Origin of the sequence: Bacillus sp. FSL E2-8887, from assembly GCF_038007205.1 — a bacterium.
GTDB classification, from domain to species: Bacteria; Bacillota; Bacilli; order Bacillales; family Bacillaceae_G; genus Bacillus_A; species Bacillus_A mycoides.
This window is the reverse complement of the sequence record NZ_JBBOWS010000001.1, coordinates 1,346,892-1,366,052: the sequence shown is the minus strand read 5'-3', so window position 1 is coordinate 1,366,052 and position 19,161 is coordinate 1,346,892. Positions and strand designations below refer to the sequence as shown.

At 33.1% G+C, this 19,161-nt stretch carries 22 protein-coding genes; 8 read left to right on the top strand and 14 right to left on the bottom strand.

Features of this window, described 5'->3' with window-relative positions; genetic code table 11:
* Nucleotides 1-14: 14 nt before the first annotated feature.
* The 5 genes from NSQ08_RS06845 to NSQ08_RS06825 form a co-directional block, all read right to left on the bottom strand.
* Nucleotides 15-1,661, bottom strand: a complete 1,647-nt coding sequence (locus tag NSQ08_RS06845; RefSeq protein ID WP_340772818.1) for a flagellar motor switch protein — start codon at nucleotides 1,659-1,661, stop codon at nucleotides 15-17.
* Nucleotides 1,662-1,869: 208 nt separating this feature from the next.
* Nucleotides 1,870-3,840 (bottom strand): chemotaxis protein CheA, encoded by a 1,971-nt coding sequence (locus NSQ08_RS06840; protein WP_002126563.1) that lies wholly within the window; start codon nucleotides 3,838-3,840, stop codon nucleotides 1,870-1,872.
* 129 nt (nucleotides 3,841-3,969) lie between these two features.
* Nucleotides 3,970-4,338 carry a response regulator gene (locus tag NSQ08_RS06835; RefSeq protein WP_000940577.1) on the bottom strand — a complete coding sequence of 123 codons (369 nt, stop codon included), beginning with the start codon at nucleotides 4,336-4,338 and terminating at the stop codon, nucleotides 3,970-3,972.
* A gap of 150 nt (nucleotides 4,339-4,488) precedes the next feature.
* Nucleotides 4,489-5,166 carry an OmpA family protein gene (locus NSQ08_RS06830; protein ID WP_002012067.1) on the bottom strand — a complete coding sequence of 226 codons (678 nt, stop codon included), beginning with the start codon at nucleotides 5,164-5,166 and terminating at the stop codon, nucleotides 4,489-4,491.
* 22 nt (nucleotides 5,167-5,188) lie between these two features.
* Nucleotides 5,189-6,022, bottom strand: coding sequence for a flagellar motor protein MotP (locus tag NSQ08_RS06825; protein ID WP_002012069.1), 834 nt, complete (start codon nucleotides 6,020-6,022; stop codon nucleotides 5,189-5,191).
* 172 nt (nucleotides 6,023-6,194) lie between these two features.
* Here NSQ08_RS06825 and NSQ08_RS06820 point away from each other — a divergent pair, with 172 nt between their 5' ends.
* Nucleotides 6,195-6,797 (top strand): HD domain-containing protein, encoded by a 603-nt coding sequence (locus NSQ08_RS06820; RefSeq protein ID WP_002030912.1) that lies wholly within the window; start codon nucleotides 6,195-6,197, stop codon nucleotides 6,795-6,797.
* Between the two features lie 38 nt (nucleotides 6,798-6,835).
* Here the strand turns inward: NSQ08_RS06820 and hfq are convergent, their stop codons facing one another.
* Together hfq and NSQ08_RS06810 are read right to left on the bottom strand one after the other, a co-directional pair.
* Nucleotides 6,836-7,024 carry an RNA chaperone Hfq gene (gene hfq / locus NSQ08_RS06815; protein WP_002012071.1) on the bottom strand — a complete coding sequence of 63 codons (189 nt, stop codon included), beginning with the start codon at nucleotides 7,022-7,024 and terminating at the stop codon, nucleotides 6,836-6,838.
* A 55-nt stretch (nucleotides 7,025-7,079) separates the two neighbouring features.
* Nucleotides 7,080-7,298 (bottom strand): aspartyl-phosphate phosphatase Spo0E family protein, encoded by a 219-nt coding sequence (locus NSQ08_RS06810; protein ID WP_002141097.1) that lies wholly within the window; start codon nucleotides 7,296-7,298, stop codon nucleotides 7,080-7,082.
* Between the two features lie 295 nt (nucleotides 7,299-7,593).
* Here NSQ08_RS06810 and NSQ08_RS06805 point away from each other — a divergent pair, with 295 nt between their 5' ends.
* From NSQ08_RS06805 to NSQ08_RS06780, 6 genes are all read left to right on the top strand, one after another.
* On the top strand, nucleotides 7,594-7,710 hold the full coding sequence (locus NSQ08_RS06805) for a YjcZ family sporulation protein (protein ID WP_000007805.1): 117 nt from the start codon (nucleotides 7,594-7,596) through the stop codon (nucleotides 7,708-7,710).
* A gap of 194 nt (nucleotides 7,711-7,904) precedes the next feature.
* Nucleotides 7,905-8,372, top strand: coding sequence for a VOC family protein (locus NSQ08_RS06800; RefSeq protein ID WP_016094410.1), 468 nt, complete (start codon nucleotides 7,905-7,907; stop codon nucleotides 8,370-8,372).
* Nucleotides 8,373-8,378: 6 nt separating this feature from the next.
* Complete coding sequence (locus NSQ08_RS06795; RefSeq protein ID WP_002141093.1) at nucleotides 8,379-9,593, top strand: MFS transporter; 1,215 nt, start codon at nucleotides 8,379-8,381, stop codon at nucleotides 9,591-9,593.
* Nucleotides 9,594-9,721: 128 nt separating this feature from the next.
* A complete protein-coding gene (locus tag NSQ08_RS06790) occupies nucleotides 9,722-10,171 on the top strand; it encodes an ArsR/SmtB family transcription factor (RefSeq protein WP_000461279.1) in 450 nt (149 codons plus the stop codon).
* A gap of 19 nt (nucleotides 10,172-10,190) precedes the next feature.
* Nucleotides 10,191-11,411, top strand: a complete 1,221-nt coding sequence (locus NSQ08_RS06785) for an MFS transporter (RefSeq protein WP_061675165.1) — start codon at nucleotides 10,191-10,193, stop codon at nucleotides 11,409-11,411.
* Nucleotides 11,412-11,560: 149 nt separating this feature from the next.
* Nucleotides 11,561-12,286, top strand: a complete 726-nt coding sequence (locus NSQ08_RS06780) for a sulfite exporter TauE/SafE family protein (protein WP_340772785.1) — start codon at nucleotides 11,561-11,563, stop codon at nucleotides 12,284-12,286.
* Nucleotides 12,287-12,487: 201 nt separating this feature from the next.
* Here NSQ08_RS06780 and NSQ08_RS06775 read toward each other — a convergent pair whose 3' ends face one another.
* From NSQ08_RS06775 to NSQ08_RS06755, 5 genes are all read right to left on the bottom strand, one after another.
* Nucleotides 12,488-13,099, bottom strand: coding sequence for a PH domain-containing protein (locus tag NSQ08_RS06775; RefSeq protein ID WP_340772783.1), 612 nt, complete (start codon nucleotides 13,097-13,099; stop codon nucleotides 12,488-12,490).
* 1 nt (nucleotide 13,100) lies between these two features.
* Entirely contained in the window at nucleotides 13,101-13,646 is a 546-nt protein-coding gene (locus NSQ08_RS06770; RefSeq protein WP_113708948.1) for a sigma-70 family RNA polymerase sigma factor, read from the bottom strand.
* Nucleotides 13,647-13,820: 174 nt separating this feature from the next.
* Nucleotides 13,821-14,555: an oxygen-insensitive NADPH nitroreductase gene (nfsA, locus tag NSQ08_RS06765; RefSeq protein ID WP_340772778.1), complete on the bottom strand. Its 735-nt coding sequence runs from the start codon at nucleotides 14,553-14,555 to the stop codon at nucleotides 13,821-13,823.
* Nucleotides 14,556-14,720: 165 nt separating this feature from the next.
* Entirely contained in the window at nucleotides 14,721-15,038 is a 318-nt protein-coding gene (locus NSQ08_RS06760) for a DUF4870 domain-containing protein (protein WP_002011879.1), read from the bottom strand.
* Between the two features lie 147 nt (nucleotides 15,039-15,185).
* Nucleotides 15,186-15,722, bottom strand: a complete 537-nt coding sequence (locus NSQ08_RS06755; protein WP_306475273.1) for a YdcF family protein — start codon at nucleotides 15,720-15,722, stop codon at nucleotides 15,186-15,188.
* A 202-nt stretch (nucleotides 15,723-15,924) separates the two neighbouring features.
* Here NSQ08_RS06755 and NSQ08_RS06750 point away from each other — a divergent pair, with 202 nt between their 5' ends.
* A complete protein-coding gene (locus tag NSQ08_RS06750) occupies nucleotides 15,925-16,590 on the top strand; it encodes a DUF421 domain-containing protein (protein ID WP_002126540.1) in 666 nt (221 codons plus the stop codon).
* A 12-nt stretch (nucleotides 16,591-16,602) separates the two neighbouring features.
* On the opposite strand, the gene NSQ08_RS06745 is transcribed toward NSQ08_RS06750, so the two are convergent.
* Both NSQ08_RS06745 and NSQ08_RS06740 read right to left on the bottom strand, forming a co-directional pair.
* Nucleotides 16,603-17,982 (bottom strand): MATE family efflux transporter, encoded by a 1,380-nt coding sequence (locus NSQ08_RS06745; RefSeq protein ID WP_340780050.1) that lies wholly within the window; start codon nucleotides 17,980-17,982, stop codon nucleotides 16,603-16,605.
* Nucleotides 17,983-18,071: 89 nt separating this feature from the next.
* Nucleotides 18,072-18,902: a MerR family transcriptional regulator gene (locus NSQ08_RS06740; protein ID WP_340772773.1), complete on the bottom strand. Its 831-nt coding sequence runs from the start codon at nucleotides 18,900-18,902 to the stop codon at nucleotides 18,072-18,074.
* Between the last annotated feature and the right edge of the window lie 259 nt (nucleotides 18,903-19,161).

Genomic DNA, 19,161 nt, shown 5'->3' with positions numbered 1-19,161 from the left:
CCTATTTTGACGCCTTATAGCGATTTCGTCATTTTTACTCCGAAAAACCCATCTACATTTACAAGTTCTCCATACGCCACTAATACATCGTTCACATAAATTTGAATCGGTTCATCAATATCTTCATCAAGTACGACCGCTTCATTTTCTTGTAGACTTAAAATATCTTGAATTGTTCTCACTGTACTTCCAAATACAAATTTAACATTCATTTCTACATTTTGTAGAATAGATGCATCCATATATACTGGCTCAACTTGCTTGACTTCTTTATATTCAATTGGCTGTACGACTGGTGCAGGAATTTCTTCCTCTTCAACAACTTCCTCAACTATTTCTTCTTGCTCTTCCACCATCGGATATAGAAGTCTTCTAACCATTTCTTTCGCTTCTGATATCGGTAGTATTTGATACATCTTTGATTGAAGGAGATCACCAATTTCAAGATTAAAAGTAATTTGAACGAGTTCGTCAACTGCCATCGACTCTCCCAAATATTCCATTTCTTCTTTTAAAGAAACAAATTTAACGTCTGGTGGTGTCATATCCATTTTTTCTTTAAACATTTCTGACATCGCTGTTGCAGCATGCCCCATCATTTGGTTCATAATTTCTTTAATGCCACTTAACTCTAATTCACTTAGCTCTTTCTCCGGATCAATTTCACCCGTTCCCATCATCATTAAATCTACCATTGTTAAAGCAACATCTTTCGTAAATACGAATACATTCTCATTTTTTAGTCCTTCAACAAAATCGACATTTAAAATAACAAACGGAACCGGTACTCCTTCATAATGACGAACATTAATCGCCTCTACATTTGGTGTACTAATAGTGACAGGCTGATTTAAAAGCGTCGATAGTACTGTTGAAGCCGAACCGATTGAAATATTCGCAATTTCACCAAGCACATCTTTCTCTTCTTGTGTTAATTGCTCTTTTTCTACATGCTCTTCTACAATCTCAGTTTCCTGCACTTCCGCCGGCTCATCTATTTCTTCTTCCACACCACCAGATAATTGTAACAATTTATTTATCATTCGCTTCGCATGTTCAACTGAAACAACCTGTACAAGCTGAGAATTCACAAGATTATCTATTTTTAATTCAAACGATACTTTAACAACCATATTATTCCCATTAATACCAGAAATCTTCTCCATCTCTTCTGTAAGTTGCACAACTTTAATTGTTGGCGGAGACATGTCTACCGTATCTTGGAAGAATTCTGACATAGATGTTGCTGCGAATCCCATCATTTGATTCATAGCTTCTTGTACTGCACTTAGCTCTAATTCACCAAGCTCTTTTCCCTCTTCAACTTCACCTGTTCCCATCATCATTAAATCAGCAATAGATAAAGCAACATCTTGTTGAAGAACAAGAAGATTTTCCATATCTAATCCTTTTGTGAAATGGATATTTAATACAACATGTGGAATTTCAACATCACTTGTATCATATAAATCTACCAATTCTACTTGAGGAGCAGTAATACTTACTTGCCTATTTAAAATTGTTGATAATACAGTCGAAGCTGAACCAAATGATATATTAGCGATTTCACCAAGAATATCGCATTCTTGAGGCGTTAAATGTTCATTTTCTTTTTCTAGCACAATTGTGCCAGTATCCCCTTTTGTGTGTTGCTCAGGCATTTTTCCTGCCTCCTCATTTTTGTTTTTCTATCAAATGATTTAAACTCTCTATTACACTCGTTATATTTTACCAAACTTATCATCCGAATTGTGAACATGTATTTATTTCCACAATATGTGTAAACGACGGTTTTCATATACTTATATTATTAGTTCTACCCAAAAAGCTCCCCAATTGTATACAAGTGGGGAGCTTCCTTCATTCCTATTATAAACCTTCTGGGTTTAAAATGAGGACCACTCGTCCATCACCGAGAATTGTCGCACCAGAGAAATAGTTAGAGCTCTCTGCAAAGAAATCACCTAATGACTTTAAAACTATTTCTCTTTGACCGATAATTGTGTTTACGATAAGTCCATAGCTACGATGTGTATTACGAACAATTAACACAGGAACCATTTGACTATCATATGATGCGAACGCCTCATCTACTGTTTTTTCACCAAATACAGTACTTAAATGTTTCACTTCAATAATTTGATTGCGATAGTTTAAAACGTCTTTCCCTTGTAACGATTGTATGTCTTCTTTCTTAATTCGAATGGCTTCAGCAATATTGCCAAGAGGCAAGGCATAACGCTTATCATTTGTTTGAACAAGCATTGATTGAATAATAGACAATGTTAAAGGAAGTTCAATTCTGAATGTACTTCCTTTTCCTTCTTCAGAATCAATAATTAAATGCCCACCTAAACTATGAATCGTATGTTTAACAACATCTAATCCAACCCCACGTCCAGAAAGGTCAGATACAACTTCCGCTGTACTAAATCCCGGTTGGAAGATAAGATCAAACACTTCACGATCCGTTAATTTATTTGCCTCTGATTCTGTTACAACACCATTTTTTATCGCTTTTTCTAATACTTTTCCTTTATGAATACCATTTCCATCATCAGTAATTTGAATTACGACATGATTTCCACTATGAAACGCCTCTAATTTAATAGTACCTGTCTCATTTTTCCCGGCATCACGTCGGTTTTCGACAGTTTCAATACCATGATCAATTGCATTACGAATTAAATGAACGAGTGGATCACCAATTTCGTCAATAACAATTTTATCAACTTCAGTATCTTCACCTTTAATTTGTAAATCGATTTTTTTACCTAAATCTTTCGCTAACATACGTACCATACGCGGAAAACGATTGAAGACCGTTTCAATCGGTACCATACGCATATTTAACAATACATTTTGGATATCTTTTGAAATATCCCCTAATCTATTTAAATGCTCGATTAACTCTTTATTTTGAATCGTTTCTGCTAATTCATCAATTCGTCCACGCTCAATTACACTTTCTTCAAACATATTCATTAATCTTTCGATTTTTTCTAACTGAACACGAATAGAACGATTCTCTACTTTAGCATTTTTCGTTTTTGTATTACTTTTAGCCGGTGTAGTACTAGCTGTTGGAGTTCGTGCCTCTAGAGATGGATCCAGCTGCGTTGCTGCAATAGATTGTACGATTCCTTCTTCAGCTATATTTCCTTGCTTCACTTCTACTTTCTCAATTTCAGAAACGTGAAGCACCACCTGTTTCAATTCTTCAACACTACGATCAGTATCCATATATACTGTAAACTCAAATCCAAAAGCATCCGCTTCGATTTCTTCAATGCTTGGAACCGTTTTTTGTATATCCCCTACATTTTGTAATGCTTCAATACACATAATGGCACGTACTGCTTTTAAAATGGCTTGTTGTTCGACGGTTATATATACTTCATGTGAAACTGTATCATCATTGTTTATACTACTTTGCTCTACTTGTTCCATAGAAACTTCTACATTCCCATTTAATAATGCTTCTAATTTATGCTTTGTAGATACAACATCAATATTACCCATTCCGCCCTGCTGCACATCTGTAACCATCTTTTCTAAATTATCGATGCACTCAAAAATAACATCAATAATATTAGCATTCACCATCATATTTCCATGACGGATTTCGTCTAAAACATTTTCCATCTTATGAGTTAAATCTGCCATTTCCGCAAATTCCATACTCGCAGACATACCTTTAAATGTATGAGCTGAGCGGAATATTTCCCCTACAACACCCATATCGGCAGGATTCTGTTCTAAATTTAGCACATTTTCATTTAGCGACTGTAAATGTTCTTCTGCTTCTTCAAAAAATATATTTAATAGATCTGTTTGCATTTTAATCCCCTACCTGTCTAACAAACATTTCATTTATGTATAACAATTTAGTGTTTTATAACGAGAAAAAAGGGGGCCACACGTCTATCCGCTATCATTGATTTGATTCTTTGTGGCACCCCTTCTATATTAGCTATTTGCTACTTTTGTTAAAGCTTCGATAACACGATCGGCTTGGAATGGCTTTACAATAAAGTCTTTTGCCCCGCCTTTAATTGCATCTAATACCATACCTTGTTGTCCCATTGCAGAACAAATAACAACCTTTGCACTCGAATCAATTTTCATAATTTCTTTTAATGCTTCAAGTCCGTCCATTTCTGGCATAGTAATATCTAGTGTTACAATATCAGGTTGAAGTTCTTTATACTTTTGAATCGCTTCTACCCCATTCTCTGCTTCACCGATAACTTCAAATTCCGAATTACTTTTTAATAAGTTTTTAATCATTGTTCGCATAAACATCGCATCGTCTACAACTAAAATTTTATGTGCCATTCTTTTTGGTTCTCTCCCTCTATGTATAAATATATCTTAATATTTCACCTTATCATTCTCACTCATTATACAAAATAAAACGAGAAAATTTAATATTTTTTTAAAAGAATTTCTGTATTTTTATTATTTTATTAATAAAATGGAAATATATTATTCTTTAATATATATTACAACGCGCCGGTTTTTCTCCCAATTTTGCGGTGAATCATTTGATGCTACTGGTTTTGTGTCCGCATATCCTACCGCTGCTAATCGTTTATCATCTACATTATACACTTCAATTAAGTGGTGAATCATATTAGCTGCTCGTGCTGAAGATAATTCCCAGTTGGAAGGAAATTTTTCATTATGAATCGGTCTACTATCTGTATGTCCTTCTACAACAATTGGGTTTGGTACCGATTGAAAGAACCCTACTAATTGACTAATTACTTCTTTTGCTTCCGGCTTAACATTCGCATCACCTGTATCGAATATTAAGTTATCTACTATAACGATGCTAACACCTGTATCTTCTCGATATACATTCACTTGACTAACACCATTATTATCTACATATGCTTTTAACTTTTTATACAATTCATCCATTCGTTTTTTTGAAACTGCTTTTTCATCATTTTTTTCATGTGAAATATCTGGTATTGTACCTTCCATTACTTTCGCATCCACTTGTTCTGCATCACTAAACTTTTCAAGCATCTTCGATAATTTTACTGTATCTTGTTTTGATGTAGCAACTAATAGTACAAAAAAAGTCAATAACAACATCGTTAAATCAGTAAAAGTCGTCATCCAACGAGGCGATCCTTTTTGCGGTCGTTTTATCATCACCATACCACTCCTTGAAATATTAGGCTGCTCGTTTTTCTTTTTTTATCTTCGTTTCATATACGTATGTATCAAGTTTTAACTTTAACTTAGAAGGAATTTGTCCTCGGTAAAGCTCTGTGATTGCTTCTATTACAAACTTCTTCTCTGTATACAAATCTTCAATGCCACGATACACTTTTTCAGATAACGGTATTGCAATCATGTTTGCAATAACAGATCCATACAATGTCGTCAACATAGCAACTGCCATTCCTGTACCAATTTGCGATGTATCTTGCAAGTTTTGAAGCATAATAATAAGACCAATTAAAGTTCCTATCATACCCCACGCTGGAGCGAAATCACCAATCTTATCTAATAATGTTGCTCCTTTTCTTAACTCATATACTTCTGTTTCAACATCTCTCATTAATACTTCTTTTAATTCTGCTTCATCATATCCACTTAACATTAAACGAATCCCCTTTTGAATAAAAGGATTGTCTACTTGCTCTCCATCAACTTCTAACGAGAGTAAACCATGTTTTTTAGACTTCTTTGAAAAATCAACGAACAAATCCGTTAACTGTTCTAGATTTTCCTCTCTTCTATGTAAAACAGTAAAAATACTTTTCGTATATTTTTTTATTTCTCCAAATCTATATGCCACAATAATTGTCGCTGTTGTTCCCCCTATAACGATCAAAATAGATGAAACATCTAAGAAATTTTTAAAAGCTTTTATTCCACCACCGCCAAGCATGATCGCTGCAATTAAAATAACGAAACCTACTACAATGCCAAAGGGGCTAGAAATATCAAACTTCCTTTTTTTCCTTTGCGGTCTAGCTAATCCTTGATTTTCGTCTCCCATATTCCTGCCCTTCCTTTTTCGTTTTCGTAAAACATTTTTTTATTTTAATAATGCGTTTTCACATATAACAATCATTATACGCGTATCATCTATTTATCGCAATATACTCATTAAATTGACACATTTCATTTCTATATTAGAATCATAGTATGGAAATATGAGGAGGATCACGATGGAACATAACATTTTACAAGTCATTGCATTAGCAGAAAAACTAAAATATGAAATGCGACATAGTTGGCTTTCTAACGGACGTCAAGAAAGTGTTGCTGAACATACGTGGCGTATGTCCCTAATGGCTATCTTAGTTGAGCCTTATTTGGATCAAAAAGTAAATATAGAAAAATTACTTAAAATGGTTATTATTCATGACCTTGTCGAAGCAGAAGCTGGTGATATTCCTGCCTTTGATACGATGAATAGCCGTGAATTACAATTACAAAAACAGAAAAATGAGCTAGAGGCCATTTTAAATATTAAACGTACACTAGAAGGTCCTCTCGGCGTGGAATTATACGATTTATGGATGGAGTTCGAAGCGAAAGAAACGTATGAAGCAAAAGTTGCTAACGCACTTGATAAACTTGAAGTGAAAATTCAGCATAACGAAGCTGATATTGATACTTGGCTACCAATTGAGCATAAAATGACTTTCCAAGTTGGTAAACATACAGATTTTGACTCTTTCTTATCTAGATTACAAAAAATCATTGAACAAGACGGAGAAAAAAAATTACTAGCTGCTGGCATTGACGTTGAAGCATGTAAACAATAACCATTTAATTATGAAATAAGACACTCAAAATGAGTGTCTTATTTCATAATTGTTGATATTGCCTGCTTATAAATAAGTTGTTGTTTTCCATCTACTAATATTAATACTGTAAATCTATCTACTCCAACTACTTCCCCTACTATTCTTACTCCGCTCTTTAAAAATATAGTAACTGCACCTTTTTCTTCTTTTATTTGTTTATACAACTCTTCTTGTAAATGTTCCAATAACTGTTCTCTCCTTTATCAGTAAATAATCCTAATATAAAAAATTAAAGATTAATCACTTACATACTTTGCCTTTTATATTCATAAACTTATTAATTAGTATATCTAAATCTCGACTAAATAACAAAACTTTATCATGATCTAATCCATGCCTAGCAACAAGTTGAATTAACTCTTTCTTTTTGTGTTCTATTTTATTGTGTAATTGTCCCATCTCCATCTCTATACTAAAACTCCCTTTTCCCATAATATTACTTGTAAAATTATAGTACATTTCCACTCATAAAAAAATAAAAAAATGGCTTTTTTTACAAATTTTATATTTATGAAAAGAAATTTTAATGTAATTGTAAGTTACATACCCCTTTCATTTGCAATACATTCACCTAGTATACACTTCCACATTGTTTTACCATTTCGCTATGAAACAAAGTAAATATCACATTTAAATCCGATCACAGGCTCTTGTCTAATTAGAAGTAAGACTTGCTCCTTTTCTAAATAAAAACATATCTTATAAAGTAATCCATTAGTTATATAGATTAATTTCCTAAAAAGGAGGAAAAAACATGAGCTTTGGTGGTAGTTGCGCTGGTTTCGGCGGTGGATTTGCTTTACTCATCGTGCTATTCATCCTTCTAATCATTATCGGATGTAGCTGTTGGGGTGGCGGCGGAGGGTTTTAAATATAATACGTATCCTTTTCGCTAAACTCTAAATGAATGAAATATGTTAACTAAAAACTATATGAAAACAGCTCATAATTGAGCTGTTTTTTCATACTTTCGTATGAGTTTATTCTCCTTCTATTTTGCGATTTCAATAAACAAAACATCGTTTACTATTGAATAAGAAAACGTTTTTACTAAGGAGGATTATAATGATTAAAGGTCTTTATGAAGCACATTTACCTGTCTGTAATTTAGAAATTTCGATACCTTTTTATGAATCACTAGGGCTGAAATTATATAAAAGAGACAAAGATATCGCCTTCTTTTGGATTGTAGAAAATGAAAGTTGGATTGGTCTTTGGGAAGGAAAAGAATACAAAGTCAATTATCATCCAGCCTTACGACATATCGCCTTCCAAGTAAGCTTACACGATTTAGAAAACGCAATACACTGGCTCAAACAGAAAGGAATTTCAGCACGAAAAGACTTTGGAATGGAACCAATTGAACCAATCGTTTTTCCAGAATTAGCACACGCCTCCGTATATTTTAACGATCCTGATGGAAATAGTTTAGAATTCATTACACAATTGCCTGTTGGACTACCTAAAGCAGAGAAAATGTATTTAAGTGAATGGAAAAAACAAGTACAGGCATCACTTATAGATAAGGTTTAATTTCTCATGTCAATTTCTTATTACAGGCTTCTTAAAACAAATACAAACTTCAAAAGACTATTTTTCGGTCAAACATTAAGTGTACTTGGGGATTGGTTTCATACTGTCGCTTTATTAACACTCGTCTATAGCATAACAGAATCTTCATTTATGTTAGCACTCACCTTTATGAGCAAAGGGTTACCTCAACTTCTTCTGAGCCCATTCATAGGCGGAATTGTAGACCGTTTTTCAAAAAAGAAAATTATGATTTTTACCGATATTTTACGAGGAATTATCGTCCTCACTTATTTATTAGCATTCTACAAGATTGAAATTATTTTCGTTTCTAATATATGTTTAGCGGTACTCTCTTGCTTATTCGAGCCTGCTAAGCAATCAACCCTAAAAAATATCGTACATCAAAAGCATTTAGTAACCGCTAACTCTCTTTCTAGTACAATCAATGGTTTTATGTCTATTATGGGAGCCTCTTTAGGTGGGCTCATTGCACAATCTTTAAGTATCGAGATTGCCTTTTTTATTAATAGCCTATCATACTTTATTTCAGCCTATATTATTTATAAAATAAAGATCCCTTCTCGTGACACTTTTAGCACGAAAAAAGCATTTTTTACTGATATAAAAGATGGTTATACATACATATTACAAAGAAAAATTATTTTATCATTAATTCTCGTCGGAATTTCATGGGGAATTATTGGAGGTGCTTATCAACTACTCTTAACAATCTATGCCGAAAGAATTTTCCACTCTAACATTGGAATTTTATATACGGTTCAAGGGGCTGGACTTATGATTGGTAGCCTTCTCGTTAACCTATATATATCTAAAAATGAAGACAAAATGAAAAGAGCATTTGGTTGGGCCTATTTACTACAAGGAATTTTCTTTCTCGGATTCGTTCTATCCGATCAACTTATTATCGGTATCATTACATTACTCTGTATGCGTATAGCAGGAGGAATCATCGTTCCACTTGATACGACATTGCTCCAAATGTATACAGAAGAAAACATGATTGGTAAAGTTTTTTCATTTCATTATTCCATTTATGGATCTCTTATTCAGTTATCTATGTTTATAACAGGATGGCTTTTAGAAATTCTTTCTCCGCAAGTTATTGGTAGCCTGTTAGCTATATGCTGTATTTTCGTTAGTTTTATATGGCTGTTCTTGTTTTATCATGGGGAGCTTAGTGAAGAATCTACTATCACTTAATGGCATGTATATGTACATGCCATTTTTATTTATGTCGAAATTCACAAGAAAAAGGCGATTTATTTCTCTTACAATCTAATTTTTTAGAACGTACAATAAATTTAGATTATAAGAAAGGAGCTAACATAATGTTTGAGGATCGACTTACCATTTCAGCAGAACAACAAAAGCTAATTTCCAATGCAACTCGCATTCAAATCCTTCACCTTTTAAAAGACGAAACACTCACTGCAAAACAAGTATCTACTAAACTAAATAAATCTGCTGGTAGCGTTCACTATCACATCCAAATTTTATTTGACGGAGGCTTACTTGAATTAGTAGATACAAAGGAAAAACGGGGGATTATTGAAAAGTACTATAAAGCAAAATCTGCTCACTTCTATATTGAAGAAGCAGGCACTGAAGGAACAAATACAGGGAGCCATATTGTATCTCATTTATTTTTAACTCCAGAGGAATTACAACAACTCACTTGGGAAATCTCACAAGTTTTATTACGCTGGGAAAGCAAAACCGCTCGTCAATCAGCCTCAGAAGAAGAATACGCTATTTCCTGCCGGATAAAAAAACAATGAAAGAAAGGTCCATATACCCATGAAAAATAAATTATTATTATTGTCGGGCACAGGCATTTCTCGTTTAGGTGATTTTATGTACCTCATAGCTCTAAACTTAATGGTGTTAAATAGTACAAACTCTCCCGCTGCTGTAGCAGGCCTATGGATTGTCGGTCCAATTGCCACCGTTGTTACAAAAATATGGTCTGGTAGTATTGTAGATCGATTAAATAAACGGTCAATTATGCTCATCACAGATATAATTCGAGCAGCTCTCATTGGCTGTATTCCACTATTTGATTCTATTTGGGTCATTTATATTTTTATCTTTTTAACTCGCATTGCTACATCATTTTTCGATCCAGCTTCATTTACTTATAAAACAATGCTCATACGAGCTGAAGAGCGCGCTCAATTCAACGCTTGGAATAACTTTTGTACAAGCGGGGCTTTTATTATCGGTCCAGCCCTTGCTGGAATACTTCTCACCACGTACTCAGCATCCTTTGTTATTTACTGCAACTCACTTTCATTTCTACTTTCTACCATTCTCATTTACTTCTTGCCAAACATTACATTACAAACAAAGCAAAACGAAGAGGTTTCAAATACTTTCTTACAAACATTACGAAGTGATTGGAAACAAGTTTTTTCATTCGCTCGAACGGAAACTTACATTATTCTCATATTCGTTTTATTTCAATCCACTATGCTTGTTTCTATGGCACTCGATTCACAAGAAGTTGTTTTCACAAATCAAGTACTGTTTTTATCCGATATAGAATATAGCATGCTTGTTAGTATAACTGGTGCTGCTTACGTTTGCGGTTCATTTCTCGTCTCTCTCTTTGCCAAACGATTAGCAATTCAACATTGTATCGGATTAGGTATGATTTTCACAGCAATAGGTTATGTGATTTTTGCCTTTTCAAATTCATTTATAGTCGCAGCGAGCGGTTTCATTTTACTTGGCATTTCTTCATCATTTGCTGGTACTGGCTTTATAACATTTTATCAAAATAACATCCCTGTACATATGATAGGACGTATCGATAGCGTGTTTGATTCAATAAAAAATTTCATCCAAATCTTTTTCATTTTAGCAATTGGAGCATCCGCACAATTTCTTTCCGTTCAAATTACTGTAATCAGTAGTTCATTACTCATTCTTTTCCTTTCCTGTTTATTAGCAATCCGGGTAATGACGCCTTCACGAGAAAAATATTTTAAAGCTACAGGATCATCTTTGGAATATTAACCGCAACATAAAAAGCGGCTATTTGCCGGGCAGCAAGATCCCAATTGGTGTGGGCTAATAATCAGTGAGGGATGAACAAAACCCCCACTGATTAAAATTTCACTTTATGTTAAAATATTTATTGGATTTGATTATGTAGGGGGGCTATTTTGGAGATTATATTCATTTTCATATGTATTATATTAGTAGCTTCTATTTTACAAACAAGTACAGGTTTTGGCTTTTCTATTATGGCAACACCTTTCTTACTCATGCTATTTCTACCACAAGAAGCTATACAAATAAATATCATTTTATCATTAATTATTTCCATATCACTCATTTGGAAAATAAGAATGGACATTGACTTTATTCTACTGAAAAGGTTAACTATTGGAAGTATAGTTGGTGTACCTTTTGGTATTTTACTCTTCATTTCCATTAATATAAACGCTTTTAAATTAGCAATTAGCATCCTGCTCTTACTATTAACATTGATGCTAATATGCAACTTTAAGGTTAAATCAACACCATTTAGAGATTTTATAGTTGGTGGATTATCAGGGCTTTTAACGACCAGTATCGGTATGCCAGGACCACCCCTGTTACTTTACTTTACAGGAACTGATACGAAAAAAGAGACGTTGAGAGCAACTACTTTAGCTTTTTATCTATTTATATATTTCATTAGTCTACTAACTCAAATACTCTTTACTGGCACAAACAAAACAATTTGGGAATCAAGTTTTTATGCTATTCCAATCGTATTTCTAGGTTTGTATATAGGTCAAATTATTTTCAAATGGCTTAATCAACGGATTTTCAAAATATTTACGTATATCCTTTTAAGTTGCACGGGGGGGTATCTTCTTATTGAAAGTTTGAACTTGTTATAGAGGGTGCTTTAGATAGTGGACAATAATAGATAGGTTCAAACGAAATTATTGCTGCATTTTCAAGTGCGATGGGGCATTCTATATCAAAACTTAAATAACTTTATTGGCAGTTTACAATTAGCAATAATCGTTCTTTCATAAGACAAATATTTTAAATCGAATACTAAATAAAACGATAAAAAGCGGCTATTATGCCGCTTTTTACATTAAATATTTTATAAAGCAAAGACCTGCACTTACTATCACGAATATATTAAAAAATAAGAAAAACCCTTTTTCAAAATCTGTATACTTTTCTACTTTTACTCCGCGTTTTTTTAACTCCATAACTATCATTGCAACTTCACGTGCATACTCAATACTTCCAAATTGTATATGAGTGTTATTATATTTAATCTCAAAGACATTTTTCATTTTTTTATGTTGCGAAATGGATTGTATATCCTCTATTGGCATGCTATGTTCATTTGTTTTTTTAAAATAACAATCTAATCCTTTCATAATCACTCTTTTATTTGTTAAAACGATATAATAATAAAAAGTAGCTCCTACGTAATATATATTTGGTATTACTTTATTATTTGCCATATATCCTTCGTCTACTAACAGTTCCTTCTCAATTTCTTCACCAGCTTGTAATTCGTTCCTGATTGATTCTTCTAACATTTGTAAAGTTAATTTTTTTAGTAGCTCTCCATTTTTCACATAATATTTATCTATATTTATAGAATCATTTGCTTCCTTCTCTAAACGTGTAATTTCTTCTTCTGAATATTGGAGCTCATTTAACATCGATAATAATCTTTTATCCATATTACACACTCCCCTTCCACAGTTTTTGAAGTTTTTTCTTCCCTCGAGAAATTCGGTTGTATATATAATCCGCCGTTACTTTTAATTCTTTTGCAATATCGTCAATGGAATATCCATCAATATACCTCTTTAAAAAGATATATCGATCCTTTTTATTTAAATCTTGTACTATTTCCATAATCTCTTCTTCTTGTTCTATTTCATAACTATCATGGATACCTTTATCTATTTCTGCGTCTTTATCCATTTTGTTCTCTCTATATACTTTCTTTTTATATTCCAATGCCTTTAATTTAGTAATACCAATCATCCAAGATTTTAAGTTTCCCTTTGCTATATCAAATTGGTCGATATGAAACCAAATGATAGTAAATACATCGTTATAACAATCATCTACATATTGTTTCTCAATAGGGGTACTTAATGATTTATGAATAATGTATAAAACTAATTTTCCATATTGATCAATGACTTCTTTCAAAGCATCTTGATCACGTTTTTTCATAGCTATAATTAAATCCTCTTCAGAATTGAAAATCATAAACATCTTCCTTCCTCAGTTCCCCTTTAGCAGCTGCTTTTACTTACTATTGGCATTTCATTCTCATTTTCTATCACTTTTGTAAAAATTTATTAATTTTTATTTCTATGTATATGATAGCAAAAAAATACATTTCTCCTCCAAAAAAGACAAACCCGCATTCCAGGTTTGCCTTTTTACTTATTTCTTATTTAATCCTTTTTCATTTAAAAACTCTTTCATATGCAGTCTTTTCTCTTTGGACATAAATGAGCTCATTGATTCCGTCCATGTTACGTTTTTTTGATTTGACGATCTTTCTTTGTAATACGCACTCATCGTTTCATCATATTCGTTTAATAATTCATCATATTTCTTTTCATCGTATCCATTTTCATGAAGAATGGCCGCTACCGGTAAACGCGGCTTAATTCCATGCTCTTCATTTGGTAAGCCCACTGTCATTCCGAATACCGGATATACTTTATCCGGTAAATAAAGCAATTCACTCACTTCTTTCGGGTTATTACGAATTCCGCCAATATAACAAATGCCGTATCCTAATGATTCAGCTGCAAGTGCTAAGTTTTGTGCAAATAATGAGGCATCTACTGTTGCTACAATAAAGTCCTCTACTCCCTCATGTTTAATTTCTGTTCCATGTTTCTCACATGCAGTTTCTAGACGTTTTAAATCCGCACAGCATACAAAGAATGCTGCGCAGTCTTTCACATGACGATTCCCGGATAATTCAGCTAGTTTAACCTTTAGTTCCTGATCTGTTACATATATAAGAGAATACGCCTGTACAAAATGTGAGGAAGCTGCATGCTGCGCAGCTTGCACCATTCTTTCTACTATCTCTTTTGAAATTGGTTCTTCTTTATATTTACGAACTGAAACGTGTTGCTCCATTTTATGTATCATCTCATTCATAAAAACCACTCCTTTTTTCTCTTCATAATAAAAAATTAACATATCTTTTTCATTATTCACAACTTATAAGCAAAAAAAGAGCACTCCTTTGTGAGTTGCTCTTTTTTAAATACATATTAATATGGTAAATGAAATTATATCGACTTTACACACATAACGACAACGTTAAGCTGCTTTCAATACTTTAATACCTTTAACAATATTCCAAATGAAGTAGTAAATCCCTACAAGAATAAACACTGCATACGTTATAACCATCCCAATTCCAACGCTCTCAGACTGATTGAAACTTAAACCGTATACTCCTGATAAAGCTAACCCTCCAAATAAAATTGCATATGGGAAAACATGTGACCAAAATGCTTTTTTCGCATGATATTTCACTTCATCTTCCGCAACGAAGTAAACGATAATTGGTAGTAAAAATGGTGCAAAAAAGATACTAAAATAACATAGCGAGGATAAAATATTATTTCCTTTCATACGATTCACCTCTAAAGTTTTTTGTTACCTTCATTATGTCAGGAAACCTTTCCAGAAACTATCGCTTTACCTTTCATGAACATGACATTTTTGTAAGATTTTCCTCGAAATAAATCCCGCCTCAAATTTCGGGCGGGATTACTTTAACTATATTCGATTCATAAACCAATATTGCGTAATCGCTAAATATTCTCGTACATTCGATGGAATGATAATTGGCTTCGGTGTTTTGGCCGGAAGCCCTTCTAATTGCAAACCTTGTTTTGCAGCTATTTTTTTCGCTCTAAACATATGGAAATCGTTTGTTACGATCATACCTTTTTTCATATTGGCTGGAATTAACGGTTTTGAAAATTTAATATTTTCATCTGTGCTCGTCGACTTATCTTCCATTATAATGCGGTCTTCTGCAATATTTTGTTTCATTAATCCTTGTTTCATCGCTAATGCTTCTGTAATATCTTCACCTTTTCCTTGGCCTCCAGATACAATAGCAATTGTTTTATCATGTAATTTTAAATACTCAGCTGCTTTATCAATACGATATTGCAATGAATAAGAAGGTTTCGTTCCATTTACTTTCGATCCTAGTACAATTATATAATCCGCATCATCAATTGCATTCATATGCCCATGCTTATAAATGTTATATTGTAAAAACCCCGCATATACGGCGCAAATCATTATAACAACTAAAATATACTTGATTATTTTCTTCTTTCTCATATCCATATACCCCTATTCCCTTTACTTCCTTCATCATAATATCCATTTATTCGTTTGTATACAGACAAATTCCAATTAAGCCTAATTTATCCTCCAAAAGGTAATATTTCTATTAATTTCGGGAATAGTAAGTACAACTTCGCACGAAGGAGTGTCCCTATTGCTTCTCTTTTTATGTAACGTATCATTCTTTTTCATCTTATTTTTACTATCACTTAAGCTACTTGGTAAATCTGCATTAGCACAACTAACTCCTCATGATTTTGGGGCTATTATCTTTTTATCTTATTTAGCTTTTCAAGCCATACCAGTCGCTGGTGCTTTACAAGCATTTCTCGGTATGGTCGTTATTACATGTTTGCATTTGCTTCTTACAAAATTAAGCCTACTCAACAAACTAAATCGTTTTATTCTCGGACACCCCATTATTTTAATTAAACATGGTGATATTATTTTTGAGAACTTACAAAAAAGTAGATATCCGATCCCTGAATTGCTTTCTAACCTTCGCGTCGCAGGATATCCAAGTGTTCATGAAATTGAGTATGCGATATTAGAAGCGAATGGAGCTATTAGTATTTTACCAAAAAGAGAACTTGTGCCTCTGACTCCAAAAGATTTGAATATAAATGTTAAGTATGCAGGCTTACCAATTGCTCTTATCGTTGATTCACAAATTCAATACGATAACTTAAAATTAATCCATAAAAATGAAAAGTGGTTACATGCAGAGTTAATGGAGAAAGGCGTTACAAATATTAAAAATGTGGCTTTCGCTTCTGTGCAGGAGACAGATGGATCTTTTGCAATTAGTTTAAAAGAATGAAAAAAAATCCCCTTACTTGTTCAAGGGGATTTTCTTCACTATTGCTTTTTTCTCTCTCGCCATGTTTAACGGAACAGGATGTTTCATACGATTCATCGTAAATACGATAATTGCTGTCAATACTTCCGCTACTGGCATAACGAGCCAAATTCCGTTTATACCAAATACTTTTGGCATAATCCATAACAATGGGATAACAAATAGTAAACCTCGGCTCATTATTATAAGTACTGATTTTTTCGTTTGTCGCACTGATTGGAAATACTCTCCATACACAATGTTATAGCCTAAAAATACATATTGAATAAAGAATAAACTAATACCTGTTAACGTTAACTCCAATAGTTCTGGCGATTGAACATTAAATAAACCTATAATATATTTCCCGAAGAATAAACCGACAACAATCGCAATGCCTCCGAGTACAAGCGCAATTTTCACAGCAAACTGTAATCCTTCACGCAATCTTTCTGATAAGTTTGCACCGTAATGGAAACTAGCGATTGGTTGTAACGCTGCACCAACACCGAAGAATAATAGTAATGTCATTGCATGAATACTATTCACCATCGCATAAGAAGCTACACCTAGTTCTCCTGCATATTGAACGAATGCAATGTTAAAACCGATCGTTACGATTGCAACTGTACTTTCTGCTGTAAAGCTTGGGAAACCGATCACCATAATTTGTTTAACCGTATCCCATTCAAAATGGAATTTCGTCCATTTTAAAATACTACTTTTTCTAAAGAAGTGAGTTAATAATACAAGGAAACCAATTGCCGCTGAAAGAATAGTAGCTGAAGCAGCACCAGTTACACCCCATCCAACGATGAAAATAAAAATATAGTCGAACACTATATTTAATACAGCCGTTACAACAAGACCTGCCATTGCTAAATTAGGATTTCCGTCATTTCGTATAAATGTACTTAAAATATTTTCTAAAACGTATATCATTCCAAATGTTAATAACACCTGTAAATAGTCTAATGCGTATGGTAAAATCACTTCATTCGCACCAAATAAATATGCTAAATCTTCTATTCTCCATAAGCAAATAGCCGCTAAAACGCCAACGATAACAACTGCTACTGTCATAGATTGAGTAAAGATAGACCTTGCTCTTTCCAGTTTATTTTCACCTAGTGCAATGGAATATAGCGTTGCTCCGCCCATTCCAATCCATAATGAAATAGAGAAGAAAATTGAAAATGCTGGAATAGCTACGTTTACTCCGGCTAAACCGTTCGCTCCAACTCCTCTACTAATCATGACTGCATCAATCACAATATTAACCGACATTAATACCATCCCAAGAACAGCTGGTATTAAATACGTAATAAATAAACTTTTAATTGGTTTTTCTCTTAATTTTTCTGTTGTTTCCATCATATAAATGCTCCTTTTTCAATGCTCTGTTCACAGTTTAAACCTTCAAGTTACTTGAAGGTCAATAGAGAATCGAAAAATATATAAGCCTATTTTTTAACAACAGGTATTTGAATTTCCGTTACTTGCTCCTTCGGGTTTTCTGTTACAGACCAATCAATTAACGCAAGCTCAAGCGCATCTCCGCACACTTCATATCCTTCGTTATCAATGTGCTTTAATAATTCCGTATACGTTGCGTCTGTTTCTTCATATGGTCCATGGTGATAAGAACAGGCAAATATCCCTTCTTTTATTTCATCTGAAGTATGCGCTTCAAAAGGCATGTAATCCAATAAAATAAACACACTGTTATATGCTTGAAACTCATTTTGCATTAATGCTTTTTTTGAAACTGTTACACCGATATCACCTGAAAATAAACTATTATCAATTTGCTTCATATTTTTTTGCAACGAATGGATATAATATTCAAACATATCATCCGTTGTATTTGGTGCAACTGCAATTGCTGTAATTTTTCGTTTCGGTATCTTTTTATAAATAATTTGATTTGCTTCAGATTTCGTCGCTTTCTTCATTAAATGGATTTTATGTTCCATTTTTGCCAAAGCATACTCGATTTCTCTTTGTTTTTTCAGCATCATTTCTTGTTGTTTTTCAAGTAAATTCAGTGCATAAGATGGATTTCGTTCATCAATATATTTCTTTATTTCCTTTAACGGGATGTTCAATTGGCGTAAAAATTTAATCGTATCTAATAGTGAAAACTGATCAATTGTGTAATAACGATAATTGGTTTGAGGGTCAACAATTGACGGATGAAAAATCCCTTTTTCATCATAATAACGTAATCTAGATTCCGCTATATTATGCATTTTCGCCATTTCCCCAATTGTAAAACGTTGATTTAATAACATTTTTCTTTCTCCATTCATTATATGTAAACTTTATTACTTCCTATTATATATCTATATCCCCCGTTTCTAAAACGAATCCTCTCATGAAAATCTGCTATTTTTTCATTGATTTTTAATAAATTTTATTATATATTAATTACAGGTTCAAATTACAAGTTCAAAAGAACTCGTAATGAGACCCTTTGTTTAATGGATCTTTACATATTATCATTAGGCAAATTCCGAGAAATCGTTTGATAAAAATAAAAAATGATGAGGA